The 22,025-nt window shown below is 40.2% G+C and carries 20 protein-coding genes; 13 read left to right on the top strand and 7 right to left on the bottom strand.

Features of this window, described 5'->3' with window-relative positions; translation table 11 throughout:
- The first annotated feature begins 60 nt into the window (after window positions 1–60).
- Window positions 61–1,137, top strand: coding sequence for an MraY family glycosyltransferase (locus tag QZ576_RS06335; RefSeq protein WP_297095219.1), 1,077 nt, complete (start codon window positions 61–63; stop codon window positions 1,135–1,137).
- A 27-nt stretch (window positions 1,138–1,164) separates the two neighbouring features.
- Here QZ576_RS06335 and QZ576_RS06330 read toward each other — a convergent pair whose 3' ends face one another.
- The gene (locus QZ576_RS06330) at window positions 1,165–1,326 is read right to left on the bottom strand and encodes a hypothetical protein (RefSeq protein ID WP_297095218.1); all 162 of its coding nucleotides are present in this window, start codon (window positions 1,324–1,326) and stop codon (window positions 1,165–1,167) included.
- A 128-nt stretch (window positions 1,327–1,454) separates the two neighbouring features.
- On the opposite strand from QZ576_RS06330, the gene QZ576_RS06325 reads away from it, so the two are divergent.
- Window positions 1,455–3,731, top strand: coding sequence for an NADP-dependent malic enzyme (locus QZ576_RS06325; RefSeq protein ID WP_297095216.1), 2,277 nt, complete (start codon window positions 1,455–1,457; stop codon window positions 3,729–3,731).
- An 84-nt stretch (window positions 3,732–3,815) separates the two neighbouring features.
- Here the strand turns inward: QZ576_RS06325 and QZ576_RS06320 are convergent, their stop codons facing one another.
- Window positions 3,816–4,376, bottom strand: a complete 561-nt coding sequence (locus tag QZ576_RS06320) for a hypothetical protein (RefSeq protein WP_297095214.1) — start codon at window positions 4,374–4,376, stop codon at window positions 3,816–3,818.
- 94 nt (window positions 4,377–4,470) lie between these two features.
- Here QZ576_RS06320 and recR point away from each other — a divergent pair, with 94 nt between their 5' ends.
- From recR to QZ576_RS06305, 3 genes are all read left to right on the top strand, one after another.
- Complete coding sequence (gene recR / locus QZ576_RS06315; RefSeq protein ID WP_297095213.1) at window positions 4,471–5,154, top strand: recombination mediator RecR; 684 nt, start codon at window positions 4,471–4,473, stop codon at window positions 5,152–5,154.
- Between the two features lie 145 nt (window positions 5,155–5,299).
- Window positions 5,300–7,255, top strand: a complete 1,956-nt coding sequence (locus QZ576_RS06310; RefSeq protein ID WP_297095211.1) for a glycosyltransferase — start codon at window positions 5,300–5,302, stop codon at window positions 7,253–7,255.
- Between the two features lie 17 nt (window positions 7,256–7,272).
- Window positions 7,273–7,800 carry a GNAT family N-acetyltransferase gene (locus tag QZ576_RS06305; protein ID WP_297095209.1) on the top strand — a complete coding sequence of 176 codons (528 nt, stop codon included), beginning with the start codon at window positions 7,273–7,275 and terminating at the stop codon, window positions 7,798–7,800.
- 194 nt (window positions 7,801–7,994) lie between these two features.
- Here QZ576_RS06305 and QZ576_RS06300 read toward each other — a convergent pair whose 3' ends face one another.
- Window positions 7,995–8,435 (bottom strand): type I restriction enzyme HsdR N-terminal domain-containing protein, encoded by a 441-nt coding sequence (locus QZ576_RS06300; protein WP_297095207.1) that lies wholly within the window; start codon window positions 8,433–8,435, stop codon window positions 7,995–7,997.
- Window positions 8,436–8,551: 116 nt separating this feature from the next.
- On the opposite strand from QZ576_RS06300, the gene QZ576_RS06295 reads away from it, so the two are divergent.
- Genes QZ576_RS06295 through QZ576_RS06280 form a run of 4 tightly spaced genes read left to right on the top strand, consistent with a single transcriptional unit; the run spans window position 8,552 to window position 11,776 of the window.
- Window positions 8,552–9,322, top strand: a complete 771-nt coding sequence (locus tag QZ576_RS06295) for an AMP nucleosidase (RefSeq protein WP_297095205.1) — start codon at window positions 8,552–8,554, stop codon at window positions 9,320–9,322.
- 1 nt (window position 9,323) lies between these two features.
- Window positions 9,324–10,325, top strand: a complete 1,002-nt coding sequence (holA, locus tag QZ576_RS06290; protein WP_297095203.1) for a DNA polymerase III subunit delta — start codon at window positions 9,324–9,326, stop codon at window positions 10,323–10,325.
- Window positions 10,325–10,936, top strand: coding sequence for a rhomboid family intramembrane serine protease (locus QZ576_RS06285; RefSeq protein WP_297095201.1), 612 nt, complete (start codon window positions 10,325–10,327; stop codon window positions 10,934–10,936). The genes holA and QZ576_RS06285 overlap by 1 nt, the downstream gene beginning before the upstream one ends.
- Before the next feature lie 3 nt (window positions 10,937–10,939).
- Window positions 10,940–11,776: an aminotransferase class IV gene (locus QZ576_RS06280; RefSeq protein WP_297095198.1), complete on the top strand. Its 837-nt coding sequence runs from the start codon at window positions 10,940–10,942 to the stop codon at window positions 11,774–11,776.
- A 7-nt stretch (window positions 11,777–11,783) separates the two neighbouring features.
- On the opposite strand, the gene QZ576_RS06275 is transcribed toward QZ576_RS06280, so the two are convergent.
- The 3 genes from QZ576_RS06275 to pruA form a co-directional block, all read right to left on the bottom strand.
- A complete protein-coding gene (locus tag QZ576_RS06275; RefSeq protein WP_297095197.1) occupies window positions 11,784–12,374 on the bottom strand; it encodes a YqgE/AlgH family protein in 591 nt (196 codons plus the stop codon).
- 123 nt (window positions 12,375–12,497) lie between these two features.
- Window positions 12,498–12,806 (bottom strand): septum formation initiator family protein, encoded by a 309-nt coding sequence (locus QZ576_RS06270; RefSeq protein ID WP_297095195.1) that lies wholly within the window; start codon window positions 12,804–12,806, stop codon window positions 12,498–12,500.
- Window positions 12,807–12,906: 100 nt separating this feature from the next.
- A complete protein-coding gene (gene pruA / locus QZ576_RS06265; protein WP_297095193.1) occupies window positions 12,907–14,544 on the bottom strand; it encodes an L-glutamate gamma-semialdehyde dehydrogenase in 1,638 nt (545 codons plus the stop codon).
- Window positions 14,545–14,808: 264 nt separating this feature from the next.
- Between pruA and QZ576_RS06260 the strand changes: the two genes are divergently transcribed.
- Window positions 14,809–16,884, top strand: coding sequence for a PAS domain-containing sensor histidine kinase (locus tag QZ576_RS06260; RefSeq protein WP_297095191.1), 2,076 nt, complete (start codon window positions 14,809–14,811; stop codon window positions 16,882–16,884).
- Between the two features lie 82 nt (window positions 16,885–16,966).
- Here QZ576_RS06260 and QZ576_RS06255 read toward each other — a convergent pair whose 3' ends face one another.
- Window positions 16,967–18,253 (bottom strand): DUF5103 domain-containing protein, encoded by a 1,287-nt coding sequence (locus QZ576_RS06255; RefSeq protein ID WP_297095189.1) that lies wholly within the window; start codon window positions 18,251–18,253, stop codon window positions 16,967–16,969.
- A 420-nt stretch (window positions 18,254–18,673) separates the two neighbouring features.
- Between QZ576_RS06255 and QZ576_RS06250 the strand changes: the two genes are divergently transcribed.
- Genes QZ576_RS06250 through nqrC form a run of 3 tightly spaced genes read left to right on the top strand, consistent with a single transcriptional unit; the run spans window position 18,674 to window position 21,947 of the window.
- Window positions 18,674–20,020 carry a Na(+)-translocating NADH-quinone reductase subunit A gene (locus QZ576_RS06250; protein ID WP_297095187.1) on the top strand — a complete coding sequence of 449 codons (1,347 nt, stop codon included), beginning with the start codon at window positions 18,674–18,676 and terminating at the stop codon, window positions 20,018–20,020.
- A 29-nt stretch (window positions 20,021–20,049) separates the two neighbouring features.
- On the top strand, window positions 20,050–21,231 hold the full coding sequence (locus QZ576_RS06245) for an NADH:ubiquinone reductase (Na(+)-transporting) subunit B (RefSeq protein WP_297095185.1): 1,182 nt from the start codon (window positions 20,050–20,052) through the stop codon (window positions 21,229–21,231).
- 17 nt (window positions 21,232–21,248) lie between these two features.
- Window positions 21,249–21,947 carry an NADH:ubiquinone reductase (Na(+)-transporting) subunit C gene (gene nqrC / locus QZ576_RS06240; RefSeq protein ID WP_297095182.1) on the top strand — a complete coding sequence of 233 codons (699 nt, stop codon included), beginning with the start codon at window positions 21,249–21,251 and terminating at the stop codon, window positions 21,945–21,947.
- Window positions 21,948–22,025 lie beyond the last annotated feature (78 nt).

The raw sequence follows: 22,025 nt of genomic DNA, 5'->3' as shown, positions 1-22,025 counted from the left end.
ACTAATATTAAGAAGCAAGGATCTATACGTTAGATTGCAACTAGTTATAACAAGCACAACATGGAAATAATTTTAATCCTTTCCGCACTCATTCTTTCTTTTGTTATCGTACTGATAGTTGTACCTCCGATTATCCGTACAGCAAAAGCCAAACATTTATTCGAACCTTTTGACGAAAGGAAAGTTCATACAAGGGTGGTTCCGCCATTAGGAGGAGTCGCCATTTTTATAGCTTTTATTCTGAGTGTAATATTTGCTACCGACGGATTAGAATTTAGTGAGTTAAAATACATTATTGCGGGAGTAACACTAATGTTTTTTATTGGTCTAAAAGATGACTTAATGATTATTTCCGCTAGAAAAAAACTAGTTATACAAATAGTCACAGTTATTTTGTTGATCAGTTTTGCCAATGTCCATTTTACAAATTTGCATGGGGTTCTCGGAGAGCACAAAATTGGCCATATCACAGGAATTTCTCTATCATTGTTTGCAATGATCGTTATTATAAACGCCTTCAACCTAATTGACGGTGTTGATGGCTTGGCATCCGGTTTAGGGATGTTAGCTTCATTTGTTTTCGGCACCTGGTTTTATTTAACAGGGAACTATGCAATAGCCATTATGGCATTTGCATTGGTTGGAAGTCTTGCAGCGTTCTTTTTATTCAACGTTTTTGGCAACACTAATAAACTGTTTATGGGAGATACCGGTTCACTAATAATCGGATTACTTATCTCTGTAATGGTTGTCGCCTTTAACGAACTGAATTTAACGGCACCTGAGCCTTATCGAATCGGTGGAGCACCAGCAGTCTCTTTTGCAATTATCATTGTACCGCTTATCGACACGTTACGAGTGATGACAATACGAATAGCTCAGCGACGCTCGCCATTTTCTCCAGATAAAAATCATATCCACCATCGTTTACTTTCGTTACTCAATTCTCATTTAAAAGTAACGCTCACCATATTAGCCGGTAACGTTGTTTTAATTGCAATCGCTCTTGGCCTCAACCACTGGCGATTAAATGTAAACCTACAGTTTGTTGTTATTTTCCTTATTGGCCTTGCATTCTCGCTGGTACCATCTTATGTGTTGCGTGCAAAAACATCGAAAAAAGCATATTCTTCGTAACGACTTGTCTTAAGTGTTCGAATAAGCTTATAGATCAACAGCGCTTTCAAAATCTGTTTTAAATTTGACAGAAGTCTGAACAGCACTTAAACGAGTTTTATCTTTCTTATTCTCTCTATAAAACTTTATTAAGAGTATATCTTCACCAAAGCCATCTACCACACTACTTTCTCCTTTCTTTCGTGACATCGGTCCGTCACAATTTCCTCTCCACTTCTATTTTTCCATTGCTGAATAACACTTTTATTTCTGATTAATAACATTTTATAGGCAAAGCATTTTATGTAAATTTAGATTAAACCATAAAAACTACTGCCATGCCTAAAATTCGTAGAATCGATGCCCTCAACTACCACAAAAAACATCGTCCCGGAAAAATAGAGGTAGTTCCAACAAAACCGCATAACACGCAATACGATCTGTCGTTGGCTTACACGCCGGGAGTAGCGCAACCTTGCCTCGAAATTGAGAAGGACAAGGATAATGCATATAAATACACGGCAAAAGGAAACCTTGTAGCAGTAATTTCGAACGGAACAGCGGTTTTGGGACTTGGAGATATCGGGCCGGAAGCCGGAAAGCCTGTTATGGAGGGAAAAGGTTTATTGTTTAAGATTTTTGCTGATGTTGATGTTTTCGATATTGAGGTAGATGAAAAAGATCCCGACAAACTGATAGAAGTAGTAAAAGCGATCGCACCTACTTTTGGAGGCATAAACCTGGAGGACATCAAAGCTCCCGAATGTTTTAAAATTGAAGAAACACTTCGTAAACAACTCAATATTCCTGTGTTTCACGACGACCAGCATGGAACAGCAATCATTTCTGCAGCAGCATTGCTCAATGCACTGGAGTTGAATAAAAAACTAATTGAAGATATTCAGGTAGTAGTTAGCGGAGCCGGAGCAGCTGCTGTATCGTGCGCCAAATTGTACATCAGCATGGGCGTTGAACCCGAAAACATTGTAATGGTCGACAGCAAGAGCGTGATCAACCGCGAACGCACCGACTTGAATGAGATCAAACAACAATTTATTACCAATAGAAAAATCAATACGCTGGAAGAAGCCATGAAAGATGCCGATGTATTTCTGGGGCTTTCTGTTGCCGATGTGGTCAGCAAAAAAATGATCAAATCAATGGCTAAAAATCCGATCGTTTTTGCCATGGCCAATCCTAACCCGGAAATCTCTTATGAAGATGCCACGGCGGCTAGAAAGGACATAATCATGGCCACCGGACGAAGTGATTATCCGAACCAAATTAACAATGTGCTGGGATTCCCTTTCATTTTCAGAGGAGCGCTGGATGTGCGGGCAACAACCATTAACGAAGAAATGAAAATTGCGGCTTCGAAAGCACTGGCAAAACTGGCAAAAGAATATGTGCCCGAGATGGTTGCCAAAGCCTATAACATGAAAAACATTGTATTTGGTAAAGACTATATCATTCCGAAACCACTCGATCCACGTTTAATTACTACTGTTTCGTCGGCAGTGGCTCATGCTGCCATGGAAAGCGGGGTTGCACGCAACCCCATAAAAAGCTGGACAGCATATGAGCGTGAGTTAACCGAACGACTGGGAATTGACAACCGTCTGATTATGGCCATTCGCACCAAAGCGAAACAAGATCCAAAACGTATTGTATTTGCCGAGGCCAACAGTTTCCGCATTTTAAAAGCCGTACAATTTGTGATTCGCGAAGGAATTGCCAAACCGATTCTGTTGGGAAATAAAGAGAAAATTCAGGCGCTGATAAGAGAGAATCAGCTGGATATCGACAATGTTCCAATTATCGATGTTTGTGAATCGGTAAGCGATGAAAAACGTCATCAATTTGCAAAAATCCTTTACGAAAAACGTAAACGCAAAGGAATGACGTACAATGAGGCGGTAGAAAAAATGATGAATCGCGACTATTATGGTTCGATGATGGTGGAAACAGGCGAAGCGGATGCTTTTATTTCCGGATTTTCCAGAAAATACTCTTCTACCATTCGTCCCACTCTGCAGGTAATTGGAGTGAAAAAGGATTATAACCACATTGCAGGAATGTATATGCTGTTAACCAAACGTGGCCCGTTGTTCCTGGCCGATACAACAGTAAATATGAATCCTTCGGCACAAACACTGGCCGATACCACATTACTTACCGCAGCTGAAGTTCGTAAATTTAATATCGAACCTCGGATCGCGCTGCTCTCCTACTCTAACTTTGGCGCCTACAAAGGCGAAGGCAGCCCGATCAGAGTAAAAGAGGCCGTACAAAAGCTTCATGAGAGTGTTCCGGATTTAATTGTTGATGGCGAAATGCAAGCCAATTATGCACTGAACGGCAAGTTGCGGTATTCACGCTACCCATTTAACAAACTGGGCGATCAGGACGCAAATACCTTAATTTTCCCCAACCTGAGTTCGGGAAATATTACCTACAAGATTTTACAGGCATTGGGTCCTTACGAGGCTATCGGTCCGATTTTGATGGGTATGAAAAAACCGATCCATATTTTGCAACGCGACAGTACCGTACGCGAAATCATCAACATGACAGCCATAGCTGTTATCGATGCGCAGGACAGTAACGCTGAGTAAATAGCTGATGCAAACATAGAAATGCCGGAGCTCATAATCGAACTCCGGCATTTTTATTTATTGAATTTACGAATGTCTTCCTTTTTAGAATCCAACTCCAACCCCAATACTGAAATAGGGTTCCCAATCTTTGTAGGGTGAATTTTCATGATTCAGTACATCAAACAGCACCTGGGCATTCAACCATGTATTCCTTGAAATCGGCTGGCTGTATCCTCCACCCACATAAAACATGGGTACCAATTTTCGGTCCTCAGGAAAATAAAATTTGTAACTCATCAATTCAAATTCAGTGTGCGCATATAAACGCGGAGTTACCCGATATCGGCTAAAAATACTGGCTCCATAATTTGACCCATTTCGATCTTCATCATTACCATAACTAACATATTCGTACGACACCTGTGTTCCGGCCGATAATTTTGGAGTAAGTTTATACGCAACCAAAGGCTGAGCTCCAATAACGCTGTAATTCTTGCTAAAATTCATGCTTACATAACCGCCATAATAAATCCGGCTTTTGTCGAGTTTTGGCTTGGGTAAAGTTGTTTCTTCCTGTTGGTCAACTACCGTTGTATCCTGCACTTGTGCAAATAATGATGCAGAAAAAATGAGTAATACAACAAGTAAAAATGAAATTTTCATCGCTTGTGGTTTTAATTTAATGATGATAAGATACACATAAAATAGGTTTCGAAGCAACAAAATCCGTAATGAAAACGCTTGAAAAAACAGCTTTGTGCGAAAAATTGCTTTCACGTATCGTATTTTAAAATTCAACACTATTTTTGCTTTTATGAATATCGACAAATATCCATCGCGACTACTGGAAACCGCTGTTAACGAATTCTCGAAACTACCCGGCATTGGACGAAAAAGTGCTTTGCGCCTTGTTTTGCACCTTTTAAGGCAAGACAAAGAGGAAGTTAATTCGTTTGGGAACAGCTTGATACAACTGCGAAACGAAATAAAACACTGCAAAATTTGCCATAACATTTCGGATAGCGACACTTGCCAGATTTGTTCCAATCCGTCGCGCAACGAAAGTGTAATTTGCGTGGTGGAGAATATCCGCGATGTAATGTCGGTGGAAAATACTCACCAGTTTAACGGACTTTACCACGTGCTGGGAGGAATAATCTCTCCGATGGATGGAATTGGGCCGGCCGAATTAGAAATCGACTCACTGATTGAACGCGTAGATTCGGGAAAAGTGGTTGAAATTATTCTCGCACTTTCAACCACCATGGAAGGCGATACCACCAACTTTTACATCTATCGAAAGTTAAAAGGCAAAGAAGTAAAAATTTCGACGCTGGCCCGAGGTGTTTCCATTGGCGACGAACTGGAATACACCGATGAGATTACTCTTGGCCGTTCTCTAATGAACCGAGTTCCATTCGAAAGTTCACTTGGAAAATAAATCTCACATCAGAAAGGCGGATTTTTTTCGTTATGAAAAGGAAACCTTACATTTGAGAATCGTTATTAAGCAACTATAAAAGTCGTTTTCATAAGCCTGCCGCTTCATACAGCAACAGTCGATTTGAAAATGCCAGCTCTGAAAAATGGATATTTCAATTGTTATTGTCAACTACAACGTAAAACATTTTCTGGAACAATGCCTCCACTCGGTTGAGAAGGCTTTGCAGAATGTACAAGGCGAAGTTTTTGTTGTTGATAATAACTCGGTTGATGGCTCAGCGCAGTTGATAAACGAGAAGTTTCCCAATGTTACTTTCATCCAGAACACTGAGAATGTTGGATTTTCAAGAGCTAATAATCAGGCCATTCAGCAGTCGAATGGCAAATATGTTTTGTTGTTAAATCCGGACACTGTTGTTGAGGAAGATACTTTTGAAAAGGTTATATCTTTTATGGAATCGCACCCCGATGCCGGTGGCCTTGGTGTAAAAATGATCGATGGAAAGGGTGTTTTTCTCCCTGAATCAAAACGAGGATTGCCAACGCCGTGGGTTGCATTTTATAAAATGTTTGGTTTGTCGAGGCTTTTTCCGAAATCAAAGAAATTCGGGAAATATCATCTGTCCTATCTGGATAAAGATGAAGTTCATGAAATTGATGTGCTGGCAGGAGCCTTCATGCTACTTCGCAAATCGGCACTCGACAAGGTTGGGTTGCTTGATGAAACCTTTTTTATGTATGGCGAAGACATTGATCTTTCGTACCGCATTCAAAAAGGAGGATATAAAAACTATTATTACCCCGAAACAACGATTATCCATTACAAAGGAGAAAGCACCAAAAAGGGCTCGCTGAACTACGTGAAGGTATTTTACAATGCCATGGTAATTTTTGCGCGGAAACATTTTTCGGGAAGTAAAGCAAGTATTTTTGCGCTGTTAATTAACCTTGCCATATATTTCCGGGCGTTGTTATCGGCATCAAAACGCGTTTTGCAAAAAATATATATTCCGGTTGTAGATGCTTTGTTAATTTTCGCCGGATTCTGGCTGATCACTCCAACGTGGGAACAATTCCGTTTTCATCAACCCGATTACTACCCACCTGAATTCATGCAATTTGTGGTACCCGTTTACTGTCTGTTTTTTCTATTTGGAATCCTTTTTTCCGGCGGCTATATAAAGCCGGTTAGCATTTACAAAGTTGGCCGGGGAATTCTTTGGGGATTAATATCGCTGCTTCTGGCGTATTCGCTGGTTGATGAACAATACCGCTTTTCGCGCGCTTTGATTTTATTAGGCACAGCTTGGTCGGGAGTCATACTTATCGCTTACCGTTTACTGGGGCACTGGTTTAAAATAAGCGATTTCCGACTTAACTCGCAACGTACCCGAAAAATTGCCATTGTCGGACATTCGAAAGAGGCACGCCGCGTTCAACAGATTTTGGAAGAAACCCGGATTCGATCGCAGATGGCCGGTTTTATTGCCCTCGACAGCAGCGATAAAGGTCAGAATTACATGGGCGAGTTGAGCCAATTGGAGGAGATCATTCGGATTAACCGCATTGATGAGATTGTTTTTTGTGCTGAAAACATCAGTTCGGCCGATATCATTAAAGCAATGCTTGATTTGAGCCGATTAGATATTGATTACAAAATTGCGCCACCGGAAAGTGCAAGTATTATCGGAAGTAATTCCATTCATACTGCCGGCGATCTTTATGTGGTGAATTTGAATGCTATTTCAAAATCCGGCAACAAGCGTAAAAAACGATTCCTGGATCTGGTTTCGGCAACACTGATTTTAATCCTGAGCCCGGTTTTAATCTGGTTCACCGGAAACAAAGGAAACTTTATCAAAAATATTTTCAAGGTAATTGTAGGGAAAAAATCCTGGATCGGATACATTCCAAACGCCGCTGAAGAAAGCAAACTTCCAACGCTAAAAGAAGGAATTTTACATCCGGGAGATCGATTTCCGGGATTAGAGTTGGATAAAGAAAAATCAGTTCAATTAAACCGATTATATGCAAAGGATTACAATTTATTGTCGGACGTTGAGCTTTTGTTAAAAGGCTGGAAACACCTTGACAGGTAATCACCAAAACAAAGAAGATGAAGGAAAAACTAAGCTTTGGAAAAATAATACTCAGGCCCCTTGAACCGGAAGATATTGACCTGTTGTACCAATGGGAAAACAATACCGAAATTTGGGAAGTAAGTAACACCAAAACTCCTTTCTCGAAACACATTCTTGCCCAGTACCTGTTAGAGTCGGCAAAAGATATTTACGAAACCAAACAGCTTCGTTTGGTTATCGAAACCACAGACAAAAAGCCTGTTGGCGCCATTGACCTTTTTGACTTTGAGCCGTTCCACATGCGGGCCGGAGTTGGTATTCTTATTCATAAAAGCGACGACCGTAAAAAAGGTTACGCCGGCGATGCCCTCAACGCTTTATCCGGTTACGCATTCGAATTTCTGGGATTAAGGCAATTATACGCCAACATTACTTCCGATAATTGGGGCAGTATACAGTTATTCGAAAAAGCAGGTTTTTCCCGTAGCGGCGTCAAAAAAGACTGGATCAAAACTTTCTCCGGCTGGAAAGATGAGCTGTTTTATCAGAAGTTTCTGGGGTAAAATTCATTCAATCCCAAGACTCATTCACGACCAATAATTTTTTTGCACCGTCTTTCAAGGCGGTGACCTGGAATATTCTACCTTAATCTGATTTTTTAGGATTTTGGCAATTTGAAATTTACCAAAATCCTAAAAAATCATTGTTGCCATCTTTGTTACTTAACACCGCTCTAAAGAACGGTGCAAAGAATAATTCAAAATACCGGAATTTCTTTCAAAAAAGAATAGCTGTTCTTTTCATAATCGATCTCACAGGCAAAATGCTGCATTCCGTTCGACACCACAACCCTTTCAACACGTAAAGCCATATTGTAGCGCACTACCTGATCAAAAGCATTTTGAGTAATTTTCACGTTTGGCGCCTTAAATTCAGCGATTAAATGTGGATTTCCGTTGCGTTGATAGATAAGCAAATCAAAACGGCGTTGTTGTTGATTTACTTTTATTTGCTTTTCCACAGCCATTAAATTCTGCGGATAGTTCTTTTCCTGTATCAAGTATTGAATAAAATTCTGGCGCACCCACTCTTCCGGCGTCAGCACCACAAATTTTTTCCGGATCGAATCAAATATGAAGGTCTTACTATTTTCTGTTTTTGTTCGGAAAGCATATTCCGGCAAATTCAGTTTGTACATAATCTTCTCAATAACTTATTAACTCAACTTGGCTGGCGAGCACTAAAAATGTACATTTGTGTTCGCCTTAAAACCAATTGTATTCCTATTTGTTCAAAGGTAGAATAATTCAGCTTATGAAGACGAAAAAAGAAATTGTTGACAACTGGCTACCGCGATATACCGGTAAAAAGCTCGATGAAATTGGCAAGTATATTTTGCTCACTAATTTTCAGGATTACGTAGAACGATTTGCACGAAAATTTGAGGTTCCGGTTGAAGGAACTGATAAGAATATGCCCAGTGCAACTGCCGAAGGAATTACCATGATCAATTTTGGAATGGGAAGTCCTAACGCAGCCACAGTAATGGATTTGTTGAGTGCAATTCATCCAAAAGCTGTTTTGTTCCTGGGAAAATGTGGTGGTTTAAAAAAGAAAAATCAACTGGGTGATTTTATTCTGCCGATTGCCGCCATTCGTAGCGACGGAACATCGGCAGATTACCTGCCACCGGAAGTTCCGGCGCTTCCCGCTTTTAACCTGCAGCGTGCGGTTTCTCATATTCTTCGAAATTCGGAGCAGGATTACTGGACAGGCGTTGTTTTTACAACTAACCGCCGGGTTTGGGAATACGACGATCGATTTAAAAAATACCTCAAAAAAACACGGGCAATGGCTGTCGATATGGAAACAGCAACCCTGTTTACCGTTGGTTTCGCCAACCAAATACCTACCGGCGTTTTGTTACTGGTTTCCGATCAGCCTATGATTTCTACCGGCGTAAAAACCGACAAAAGCGATCAATATGTTTCGTCTTCGTATGTAGAGAGACATATTCAAGCCGGTATCGATGCATTGCTGGAAATTAAAAACCACGGACTTTCTGTAAAACACTTACGATTCTAAAATGGAGTATAGCGACATACTGCACAATTTGAAAAAATGCATCTACCACCCTATTTATTTGCTTCAGGGTGAAGAGGCTTATTTTATTGATGAGATTTCGGATTACATTGAAGACAATGTGCTGACGGATGCCGAAAAAGGGTTTAACCAAACCATATTTTATGGCAAAGATTCCGATCCGGTTACGATAGTTGAAGCATCGTTGCGTTTTCCGATGATGGCCAGCAAGCAGGTAATTATTGTAAAAGAGGCACAAAGTCTGAGCAAAATCGATACGCTGACATCGTATGCCGAAAAGCCGCTGGCTTCAACAATTTTGGTGTTGGCTTACAAATACAAAAACCTCGATTCGAGAACAAAACTGGCCAAAGCCATAAAAAAGAATGGTGTACTTTTTACTTCAAAAAAACTGTACGAAAACAAAATACCAGGTTGGATAGATGGCTTTTTGAAACGTCATAATTACACCATAACGCCACAAGCGGCGTTGTTACTGACTTCGTATTTGGGTACGGATTTAAGCAAAATTGCCAACGAATTGAATAAACTGGTAATTGCCGTAAAAGACACTACCAAAATCACGCCTGATCATATTGAAAAAAATATCGGCCTTAGCAAAGAGTTTAATATTCTGGAGCTTCAGAATGCACTGGGTGAAAAGAACGTATTAAAAGCCAACCGGATCATTAATTATTTTGGTTCTAATCCAACTTTAAATCCGATACAGAAAACTGTGGCCGGTTTGTATTTCTATTTTTCGAAACTTTTTACCTACCATTTCCTTAAAAATAAATCGGAACGAAATGTTGCTGCCGAGCTTCGCGTTCATCCTTTCTTTGTAAAAGATTATGTGTCTGCAGCCAAGCGCTACTCTCCTACCAAGCTGTACGAAATAATGGGTATTTTGCGTGAGTACGACATGAAAAGTAAAGGGTTCAATGTGTCAACAATGGTTGAAACCGGAGACCTGCAAAAGGAAATGATCTATAAAATTTTACACTAATGATAGTTTGGTTTATCATCGGCGTAACTGCCGTTATTTCATATATTGCCTTTCAAAACCGCGAGTTATCGGCAAAGCTGCAGTTTAATGCGGCGCAAATTATTCACCGCAAAGAATACTACCGATTGGTGAGTCACGCCTTTATTCATGCCAGTTGGGCACATTTGGGCGTAAACATGCTGGTGCTGTATTTTTTCGGACGAAATACGGTTCTTTATTTTGGCTATTATTTTGGAAATAAAGCCACGGCTTATTTTCTGCTGCTATATTTTGGCGGTATTTTGGCCTCGAATATTTGGAGCCTGATAAAGCATAAAAACAACTATTACTACAATGCAGTTGGCGCTTCGGGAGCTGTATCTGCAGTGCTTTTTGCAACTATATTTTTCCAGCCATGGGAGCCACTGTATTTATTTGCAGTTATACCTATTCCAGGTATTTTGTTTGCTGCCGGTTACCTTTTTTACTCGTATCAAATGAGTAAACGACAATCGGACAACGTAGCACACGACGCCCACTTTCTGGGAGCCGTTTTTGGGTTCATTTTCCCGATTTTGCTGAAGCCGGATTTATTCACCCGCTTTATCGACAACCTGTTTTCGTTCCTGTAATTTATGGCCTACCTGCTTGTAAATAATCAAATTTTAAAAGAAGCAGAAACCAACCTTACACCATTTCTGTTAAGCACCCCTGAAGTGTACAAACACAGCATTTGGTTTGGGTTTGGTGGTATTCCTTTGCTCGACGAAAACCTGGACATCCTGGAATTAGAATTCAAAACGCTGGGACACGATCTTCCGGACCTTTTTAAAAACCGCCGTGAATTATTCCGGCTGTTAAAACGGACGCTCAATAAAAACCGTTTTTACCGAACAGGACTCATTACTTTTCAGTTTTTTATCGCTGATGATAAAATCGATTACCTGGTTACCTGTAAAGCTTTTGAAGATTTCGATTTCCAGATAAATGAGCAAGGATTGCTTATCAGTATTTCAGATTCTAAATTGTTAAGTTACTCGCGAAACAACAATTCGAGATTTGGGAAAGCAACATTATGGAAACAGGTTCGTGCTGAAATTACGGATAACACCAATCGGGCGGCAGTTATTCTAAATGAAAAGGATATGGTGTGCGAGGGCATTGCCTCCAATGTATTTATGGTAAAGGATAATATTCTTTTTACACCATCAATAAACACCGGGTGTTACTCCGATACAATTCGTCCGGAAGTTATTCGGATAGCCAATGATTTGAACATGAAAGTCGTTGAAGCAGATGACCTGGAAACGAAACATCTTTTGCAGATGGATGAAATATTCTTTGCCTCTGAAGCGCAGGGAATACAGTGGGTTTTAGGATTTGAAAACCGTAGATACGTGCACCAATACACCGACCGGATTTATGCCTCGTTAAATAAGTTTTTAGAAAAGAAAACTGAAAATCAGAAATGAAAATGGTTTAATTAAGCGCAGGATTCTCTGGGAAATTCTCCCAAACGGAATAACGGTTACCGGCCTTTTTCACAAAATCGAACCACGAAGATTCACTCAAATCTTTCATTACTTCGTTTTGCTCAACATCGGTTACCAACCACGAATCTTCTTTTAGTTCGTCTTCCAGCTGACCGCCATCCCAGCCCGAATAACCAAGGAAAAAGCGGATATCTGAAGAATTTATCTTTCCGCTGCGAATATCTCTTTTCAACACTTCAAAATCGCCGCCCCAATACAAGTCGCCCATTACATGAATACTGCCCGGAAGTTTATCGCCAAGTTTATGGATAAAATACACCGAATCAGTAGAAACAGGTCCTCCGAGATAAACATCGGCATTAAAATCAGGGAAATCGGGGAAAGCATCCTGCACCGGAAAATCGACCTTTTTATTCAGAATAAAACCCACCGCGCCTTTTTTACTGTAGGCAACCAAAAAAACCACAGAACGGTTGAAATAATTGCCGGACAAAAATGGTTCAGCAATCAAAATTCGCCCTTTTTGCGGTGCAATGTTGTTCGATTTTATTTTGAATATGTCAAGATTCTCGTTCATTGTAAAAGCAATATAAGAAATTTATGCTGGCTATCAAATAGCTGTTTATCTTACACTACTTTGTAACGGATTTATTAACAGAATGTTCTAGTTGAGGGAAATTATTGTTTACCAAAAGTTGATCTACTCTTCTTCAACAATAATGAAAACATCTTCGTCGGGTTTTGACATCTGGTACTGTTCGCGGGCAAATTTTTCGAGTTCCTCTTTTCCTTTATTCAGGTCCTGAAGTTTTTGTCTGTCGGAGACAATTCGTTCCTGGTAATACTCTTTTTGTTGCTTCAACTCATTCAGCTGACGCTTGCTTTTTACATGAGAAACAATGCTGTTCTCGTCAAAAAATATTATCCAGACAGCAAAAAGTATACTGACAATGACAAATTTATTGCCTATGGTTTTAAAAAACCTGGATTGAAATATTTCTTTCTTCATGATTCCCAAATGTTGTTACAAAAGTAGAATCTTTCGCGACCAAAAAAAAGAGGAACCGAACAATTCCGATTCCCCTTTTTCAACAGTTTAACCTTAATATCTATTTGTTATCCGGTTGAAAGTTCGGATAAGTATAATCTACAGGTGGTACAAAGTTTTCTTTGATTGTGCGGATTGCAGTCCAACGAAGCATGTTAAAGATAGAACCTGCTTTATCGTCGGTACCCGAACCACGCGCGCCACCAAATGGCTGCTGGCCTACAACAGCACCTGTTGGCTTGTCGTTAATATAGAAGTTACCGGCACAGTTTTCAAGACGTTTTGAAATCTTCTCGATATTGTAACGGCTTTGCGACCAAACAGCACCAGTAAGTGCGTAAATCGAAGTTGAATCAACCAAGTCAAGTGTTGCATCCATGTCTTCGTCTTCGTATACGTAAACAGTAAGAACCGGACCAAACAACTCTTCTTTCATGGTAATGTAATCTGGTTTTTTAGCCAGAATAACCGTTGGCTCAACAAAATAACCAACTGATTTATCGCAGTTTCCACCAAAGATAACTTCAGCATCTTCGTCTTCTTTTGCACGATCGATAAAACCTTTCAGTTTATCAAACGACGACTCGTCGATTACAGCATTTACAAAGTTGGTGAAATCTTCAACCGGTCCCATTTTCACGGTAGCCAGCTCAGCACCAAAAATCTCTTTTACCTCAGGCCAGATACTTGCAGGAACATAACATCTTGAAGCTGCAGAACATTTCTGTCCCTGGTATTCGAAAGCACCGCGCAACATGGCAATTGCCAATTCGCGTTTTTTAGCTGTTGGATCAGCAAAAATGAAGTCTTTACCACCAGTCTCACCTACGATACGTGGGTATGATTTGTATTTGTAAATGTTCTCGCCAATAGTTTTCCAAATGCTTTGGAATACAGCAGTTGAACCTGTGAAGTGAATTCCGGCAAACTCAGGGTGAGTAAGCACAGTATCGGCAGCAACAGGACCCGATGCATAAACCAGGTTGATAACACCATCAGGTAAACCGGCTTCTTTGAAGATTTCCATGATTACACCAGCTGAATAAACCGCAGTTTTCGATGGTTTCCAAACAGCAACGTTACCCATCATAGCAGGTGCAGCTGGAAGGTTTCCGGCGATTGATGTAAAGTTGAATGGTGTTAATGCGTAAATAAAACCTTCCAACGGACGGTACTCGTTGTAGTTCCAGATACCTTTTGCTGATTCAGGCTGGATTTTGTAAATCTCAGTCATTACCTGAACACCAAAACGTAAAAAGTCAGCGAACTCACAAGCAGCGTCAATTTCAGCCTGGAAAGCATTTTTTGATTGTCCTAACATCGATGCAGCATTGATTTTTGCACGATATGGACCTGCCAAAAGATCAGCGGCTTTCAGGAAAATTGAAGCGCGGTGTTGCCAAGACAAGTTTGCCCATTCTTCTCTGGCTTCCAAAGCAGCATCGATAGCCATTTCAACGTGGCTCGCATCACCCTGGTTATAATGACCTAAAGTATGTGCAATTTCGTGAGGTGGGAACATTCTTACTTTTCTGTCGGTAAAAACTTCTTTACCACCAATAATCATTGGCTGATCGAGTTCTTCCGAACGTAACTCCTGCAATTTAGCCTGCAGCTCTGCTCTTTCCGGAGATCCCGGAGCATAACTTAAAACCGGTTCATTTTTAGCAACCGGAACGTTGTAATTTCCTTTTGGCATAATTCTACAATATTTATCGTTTATTAATTCTTCAGATCTGTTTATGCAAAACTAAAAAATCGCATTTTCTCAAAGCATAACAAAAATCATAATCGGAAAAATCGGAATAAATCAACCTTCTTATAGCCAAACATTTAGAAGGAATGACGCCGAAAACAAAACAAAAATCAGGTTTTCAGTTTCCCATTTTGACAAAATTTCCCTGAAAAATCGTTTGTTTTGGCGGGACGTACCTGTTTTTTAATATTTTTACATTATTGTTAAATGAGGATTTATAAAACATTAGCAGAAAGATTCTGGGCTGCTAAATCGGACATTGAAAAAAGGCAGCTTTTTCAGCTTCTATTGTTTTGGGGAGTTGCAGGCGTACTGTCTCTAATTTTATCCATCCGCGAAATCCTGCTTTCGGAACCTAAAAGCGACCTTGTTGGTTACCTTCTTCTTTTATCGGCTTCAATTTTGGCCATTGTTTGCACATTTAACGCAAAAAAGAATTGCTCCACCAATGTTATTTTTTCGTTACCCGTTTTTATCTACGCCTTTTACATCTCAGATTTAACACAACATGCACCATTAATTGAAACCGTACATCTTTCGGTTTGGTGGTTAATGGCCGGACTGGTTTTCCTCTACTATTTCTCGATGATGGAAGTTCGGGGTGTAATTTACTTTTTTGTGTCGCTGGCACTGATTTGTTTTCAGTTGCAAAAAGCGGGGCATTTAAGCGATGCTTTTAGTTATTTCGATCCTTTTGCCAGCAACCCGATCTTAATATTCACCGCCTTTTTCCTGGTAACATTCTATCTCCGGAAAAAACTGATTACAAACATCGAAGTTCTTACCGAGGAAATTGACTCGAAAACCGAAGCGATTAACCGTGTTTTGCAAAACTCATCGTTTCTTATTTCGCGGTTGCGTGCTGTTCGAGACGAAGACGGAAATATCACCAACCTGGTGGTTGAAAAAATAAACAATGCATTTGAGGCGGCTTTTAAACGCAACTTGTACGAGGTGCAGGAGCAGGAAGCTGAATATGTGTTCGACCTTATTTTTAAAGGCCGGTTTGATGTGAACAAAACCGTGCTTTTCAATAAAAAGAGTGTTAGTGAGTTTTATGCCAGAAACCTTGACAAATGGTACAAAGTACATGTAATAAATCCTTCGTACAACTCGTACTACCTGGCTTTTGAAGATATTACAAAAACCATAAAGCAGATTGCAGATCTCGAAGCGAGCAAACGGCGCTACAAAGTACTGCTGGAAGCTATTCCTGATATTTTCTTTGTAATCGACAAGGATGGAATTTACGAGGACTTTGTAATTAAAGAGGGCGACCTGTTTAAAATTGAAGACTCGAATATTATTGGCAGCTCGATTTTTAACGCCGGGTTCCCGGATAAAATGGCCAATAAAATTTACTCCTGCATTCAGCACTGTATTAAAAACGACTCAATTGAAAGTATCGAATACTCGTTAAACACGCCCAACGGAACTTTTATGTTCGAAATGCGCCTGGCGAAACTAAATGCCAACGCGGTAATTTCGGTGGCGCGCGATATCACCAAACGCAAAACTGCTGAATTCGGTCTGGAAAAAGCACTCGTAAAAGCAGAAGAATCCGATCGGTTAAAATCAGCGTTCCTCGCCAATTTGTCGCACGAGATTCGCACCCCAATGAACATTATCTCGAACTTTACCAGAATGTTGGCCGACGATTCCCTTGACGGGATGGAACGCCTGCAACTTACCGATGCCATTACGCAAAATGGTCAGCAGTTGTTGAATATGATCGACAACACGGTTCATCTGGCAAAAATTGAAACCGAGAATATTCCTGTAAACACTTCTTTCAACAAAATAAATCCGCTCCTTCGCGATATTTACAATGCCTATTTTGCCGAACTTCCCGATAGCAAGGATATTCGCATCAGTTTAAAAACCGATGTTGCCACTCCTGAATTTGGCTTCTCAACCGATCCTCAGTTACTTAAAGAGGTGATGACAATTCTGGTTGACAACGCTGTAAAATACACATTAAGCGGTCAGGTAACTTTTGGCTTCGAAATGGTACGTAACGACTTTATCAAGTTCTATGTTGCCGATACGGGAATTGGTATTCCTGAAGAAGACTACGAACACATCTTTAGCCGTTTTTACCGCGTGCAAAATAAAATAAACCAGACAACTTCAGGCTCCGGAATTGGATTGCCAATTGCCCAGCATTACGTTACGCTTTTGGGCGGAGAATTGGAGTTTGAATCAAAAGTGGATAAAGGAAGTAATTTCTGGTTTATGCTACCTTTTAGCGACGGACGTGGTTACATGAAAATCGTTAGTTAATGTCAGTTGGCAGTCGCAGTTAACAGTCTTCAGTGGCTGCTTTCAATTGGCAGCATCAAACATTTCAAACAACAGAAACCAGTTAGTACCTGTTTATAACTGAATTTAATTGACGATATCCAACCAATCTGTCGTAACGGCCGGCTAAATCGCGGTAATACACCAGAATCTGATAATCGTTGTTCGTTTCCCAAAAGCTTCCTTCAATATTGGTATGGTCGGCCACTTTTGATCCTTGTGGCACATAAACGTAGATATAATTATAATAGCCTTGTTTTAGCAACAATGTCAATTCGTATTCTCCGCGATCGAAATTATAGGTCATTTCGTTGCTTTTGTTCGCGTTCCAGTTGCTTAATGCACCAAACACATTTACCGATCCGCCAAGCAGCGGTGCTTCAAGCGGCAGCGTAAAATGTACAAAAGTATAATCACATTCGGTATCAAAATCGCGCACCTCCTGATCCTGGCTTTCCACCACGTACATTCCGTTCATTTCTTCGTACGAGAAGAACGGTTTATTCGCACGCACTTCATCAATTTTAACTGTTTTATGAAAATACGGGCGGTGAAAATCGGTAGCGATTATATTCTCTCCATTCATACGGTTAGTCCGGTTATCGAAATAACGAAACTCGTTGCCTGCCGGAAATACATTTTCGCGGTTATAATCGTAATCCAAAATCCGGTCGCGGATGTACAGCGGCTTTAAATCGCGAATGGCATTATCCCAGCGGTTATTCTGCATAATTACCACTTTCACTTCTTCCCGCGGATTTAATATCGACAAATTGGGATGGTATATTTTAAAATCTACTTCGTGGTTGCTGCCTTCAAAAGCATCGGCAGTGGCACGCCGAACTGTACCTTCAATACGCACTGCGTTTTCGTAAATATGAAAACGTTTCGACAGAACCACGTTTTCCTTGTCCTGATTTTCGTAAACCACCAAAACATAATTTCCCGAAAGTTTTAAGCGCATTTGGTCGTTGGGTATTTCAATTCGGTAATTTACATAGCTAAAGGTGGTGTTAAACGACATGGCGTAATCATCAACCGGATTTTCTATAAAACCATCGATATATTCGTCCTGCGAAATAAAACTCTCGTTCCAGTCGGCATCGCAATGAATTACTGTGTAATAGTAATCTTTCACCCCTTCCGAAAGGTCATCGAATTTAAAAACCAGTGTCATGTTTTCGTTCAGTCCCATTATCGGGTTCGAGAGTTCGAAACCTTTCCGGAAGGCCTGCACCGTTTTTATATTCTCGCGGTTAATGGCATTTTCGTAATAAAAATTCTCCTCCTGCCCCATTACTCCGGCACTGAAAATCAGAAACAATATAGTGGTAAAAAAAACGGTTCTCATTTGCTATTTGCTTTGTTATTGTTGGTAATGTTTTGCCGGTTTCGTTTTGTAAACAATAGTTTTACAAAACAGTTTCCGGTTACTGGCAATTGTACTGCAAAAGTAGTGCCTGCCTCATTAAAACGTAAAAATCTGTAAATCGTATCTTATATCAAAACCGAAAACACAAATTTCGTATAAATATGCTGGCTTTTTATAGTTAAATCGCGAAAATAGATAACAAAATGTTAATTTAATCTGAAGATAAATAACGATAAAATTGATTTTTTATTTTACTCAATACCTGACACTTACGCATACTATTTCAACATCCACATATCTTCATATTTGAAACCGTTGAACTTTTGCTATAAACCATTGCGAAAAGCCAATTAAATTGATACTTTTGCCCACTTAAAAATAATACATTCTTAATTCAATATGTCAGAAGTAATTAAGTTAAGGAAAGGGCTTAATATAAAGCTAAAAGGAAGTGCAGAAAAGGCACTTGACAAATTGCCGGTTCCGGCAACAGTAGCTCTGAAACCCACCGATTTTCCGGGACTTACTCCAAAACTTAGTGTAAAAGTGGATGCTGAGGTAAAAGCCGGCGACGCTTTATTCTACGACAAATATCATCCTGAAATCTTGTTTACAGCTCCTCTTGGAGGAAAAGTAGTATCGATTAACCGTGGTGAGCGTCGTAAAATTTTGGAAGTAGTTATTGCAACCGACGAGAAAGCTGGTTCAGCCGAATTTAAAAAAGCTGATCCATCAACCTTATCGGCGGAAGAGGTGAAGGAACAAATTTTGAAAAGTGGTATATGGCCGTTAATCAAAAAACGTCCGTATGGTATTATCGCCAATCCGGAGGAGAAACCAAAAGCCATTTACATTTCAACATTCGACACGGCTCCATTGGCACCCGATTACAATTTTGTTATCGAAGGGCAAATGGATACATTCCAAACCGGTGTTAACGCATTGGCTCAACTAACCGAAGGAAAAGTAAACCTTGGAGTTTCGAAGGATTCTGCTTTTACATCGGTAAAAAATGTTGAAATCAATACGTTTGAGGGTCCTCACCCTGCAGGTAACGTTGGTATTCAAATCGCCAATACATCTCCGATTAACAAAGGAGAAGTGGTTTGGACCATTAACGTTCAGGATGTATTGTTTATTGGTCGCCTGTTCGAAACCGGAAAAGTTGATTTTACAAAAACTGTTGCTTTAACCGGATCAGAGGTTAAAACACCTAAATATTACCAAACTACTTTGGGTGCACCTGTTGCTACAATAGTTGGTGGTAAATTGGTAGAAGCCGATTACAACCAGCGTATTATCAGCGGTAACGTACTTACCGGAACCAAAGTATCTGAAAAAAGCTATGTTGGATTTTACGATTCGCACATCAGTGTTATTCCTGAAGGCGATGAGTACGAATTTTTAGGCTGGGCCGATCCTGGTTTTAACAAATTCAGTGCAACCAAAGCCTATTTCGGAAAATTGTTCCCGAAAAAAGAGTACACAATGAATGCCAACATACATGGTGGCGAACGCGCTTTTGTTTTGTCGAACCAATACGAAAAACTGGTTCCAATGGATATTCTTCCGGTATACCTGTTAAAGGCAATCCTGGTGAATGATCTTGACAAAATGGAAAACTTTGGTATTTATGAAGTAATAGAAGAAGACTTCGCCTTGTGTGAATACGCCTGTACTTCAAAAATCGAGGTTCAGAAGATTTTACGCGAAGGAATTAACACCATGATCAAAGAGCTTGGTTAATAATTACGTAACTTATTTAGTCTTTTAAGATGAAATTCATAAAAAACTTTTTTGAAAGGACAGAACCGCTGGTTCAGAAAGGAGGCAAATACCATTGGCTCCAATCGGTACACGACGGATTCTTTACATTTTTATACACGCCGAAAACCACGTCGAAAACGGGTACGCACATTCACGATTACATCGATTTGAAACGTACCATGTCGATTGTTGTTTTATCGGTGGTTCCGGCTTTGTTGTTCGGGATGTACAACGTAGGAGTGCAACACTTTAAAGCCATTGGCGAATTAGCCGCTACAGGATTTTTCGAAATCTTCCTGTTTGGGTTAATTAAAGTACTTCCAATCGTTATTGTATCATATGCAGTAGGTTTAGGAATCGAATTCGTTTTCGCTCAATTGCGCGGACACGAAATTCAGGAAGGATTCCTGGTATCAGGTATGCTTATTCCGCTTATTATGCCGGTAAACACTCCACTTTGGATGATTGCAGTAGCAACAGCTTTTGCAGTTGTTTTGGGTAAGGAGGTATTCGGCGGAACCGGAATGAACATCTGGAACCCGGCGCTTGTAGCACGTGCTTTCCTATTCTTCGCTTATCCGGCGCAAATGTCGGGCGAGTCGGTTTGGATCGCATTAAAAGATACTGACAAAGTAATTGACGGTTTCTCAGGAGCAACTCCAATGGCAAATGCAGCTGCAGGTAATCTTAATTATAGTGTAGCCGATGCATTCTTTGGTTTTATTCCTGGTTCAATTGGTGAAACATCAACATTGGCAATCCTTATCGGAGCTGTATTGTTGATCATTACCGGAATCGGAAGCTGGAAGATCATGGTTTCAACTATTGCAGGTGGTGCGGTTATGGGACTTATCCTTAACGCATTTGCAGGCAGTGCAGGTTTATCGCCCGAAGTTGCAACTTACTTTTCAATGCCGTTCTGGCATCACTTAATTTTAGGTGGTTTTATGTTTGGTGCAATTTTTATGGCAACCGACCCTGTTTCGGCATCACAAACCGAAAAAGGAAAATGGATCTACGGATTCCTTATCGGTATTTTGGCCATCATTTTCCGTGTAATCAACCCGGCATTCCCTGAAGGTATGATGTTGGCAATTCTGCTGATGAATACATTTGCTCCGCTTATCGACCACTACGTTGTAGCAGGTCATGTTAAGAAAAGAACAAAACGAGCTAAAGTTTCTGCATAATTAAAAACGAAGAAGAGATGGACAGAAATAGTAATACTTACACATTTTTATATGCAGCCATTATGGTAATTGTTGTGGCTGCCGTTCTTGCTTCGGTTTCAATGGCATTAAAGCCTGCGCAGAAAAAGAACGTTGAGATAGAGAAAAAACAAAATATCCTGGCATCGGTAAATATTGAAAGTACCGCGGAAACAGCAGAAGCTATTTACGCTGAAAAAATTGTTGACGAGTACCTTGTAAATACAAAAGGTGAAAAAGTTGACGGTAACGCTTTCACAACCGACCTGAAAAAGGAACGTGCTAAAAGTTTCGACGAAATGGTACTTCCGGTATTTGTTTGCGATACAGAAGAAGGAACCAAATATGTACTTCCTGTTTACGGAGCAGGTCTTTGGGGACCTATCTGGGGATATGTTTCGGTAAGCGACGATATGAACACCATTTTCGGTGCTAATTTCGATCACGAGGGTGAAACTCCAGGATTAGGTGCTGAGATTTCAACTTCGGCCTTTGAAGAGCAATTTAAAGGAAAAGAGATCTTTGATAATTCAGGTGAAATGGTTTCTATTCTGGTTGCAAAAACCGGACAGGTTGCTCCTGAAGAACATAAGGTTGATGGAATCTCGGGTGGTACAATTACAAGTAAAGGTCTAGAAGCAATGTTGAAAGACGACTTTACAGGATATGAAGCATTCTTAAACAAGAATAAAAAATAATAGAGATGAGCGAACCATTATTTTCAAAGAAAAATTTAAAATTACTGTCGGATCCGTTAAACGACAGTAACCCGATTA

Origin of the sequence: uncultured Draconibacterium sp. (genome assembly GCF_913060805.1) — a bacterium.
Classification (GTDB): Bacteria; Bacteroidota; Bacteroidia; order Bacteroidales; family Prolixibacteraceae; genus Draconibacterium.
Note: the sequence above shows the minus strand (reverse complement) of the source record. Positions and strands in the feature narration are given on the sequence as shown.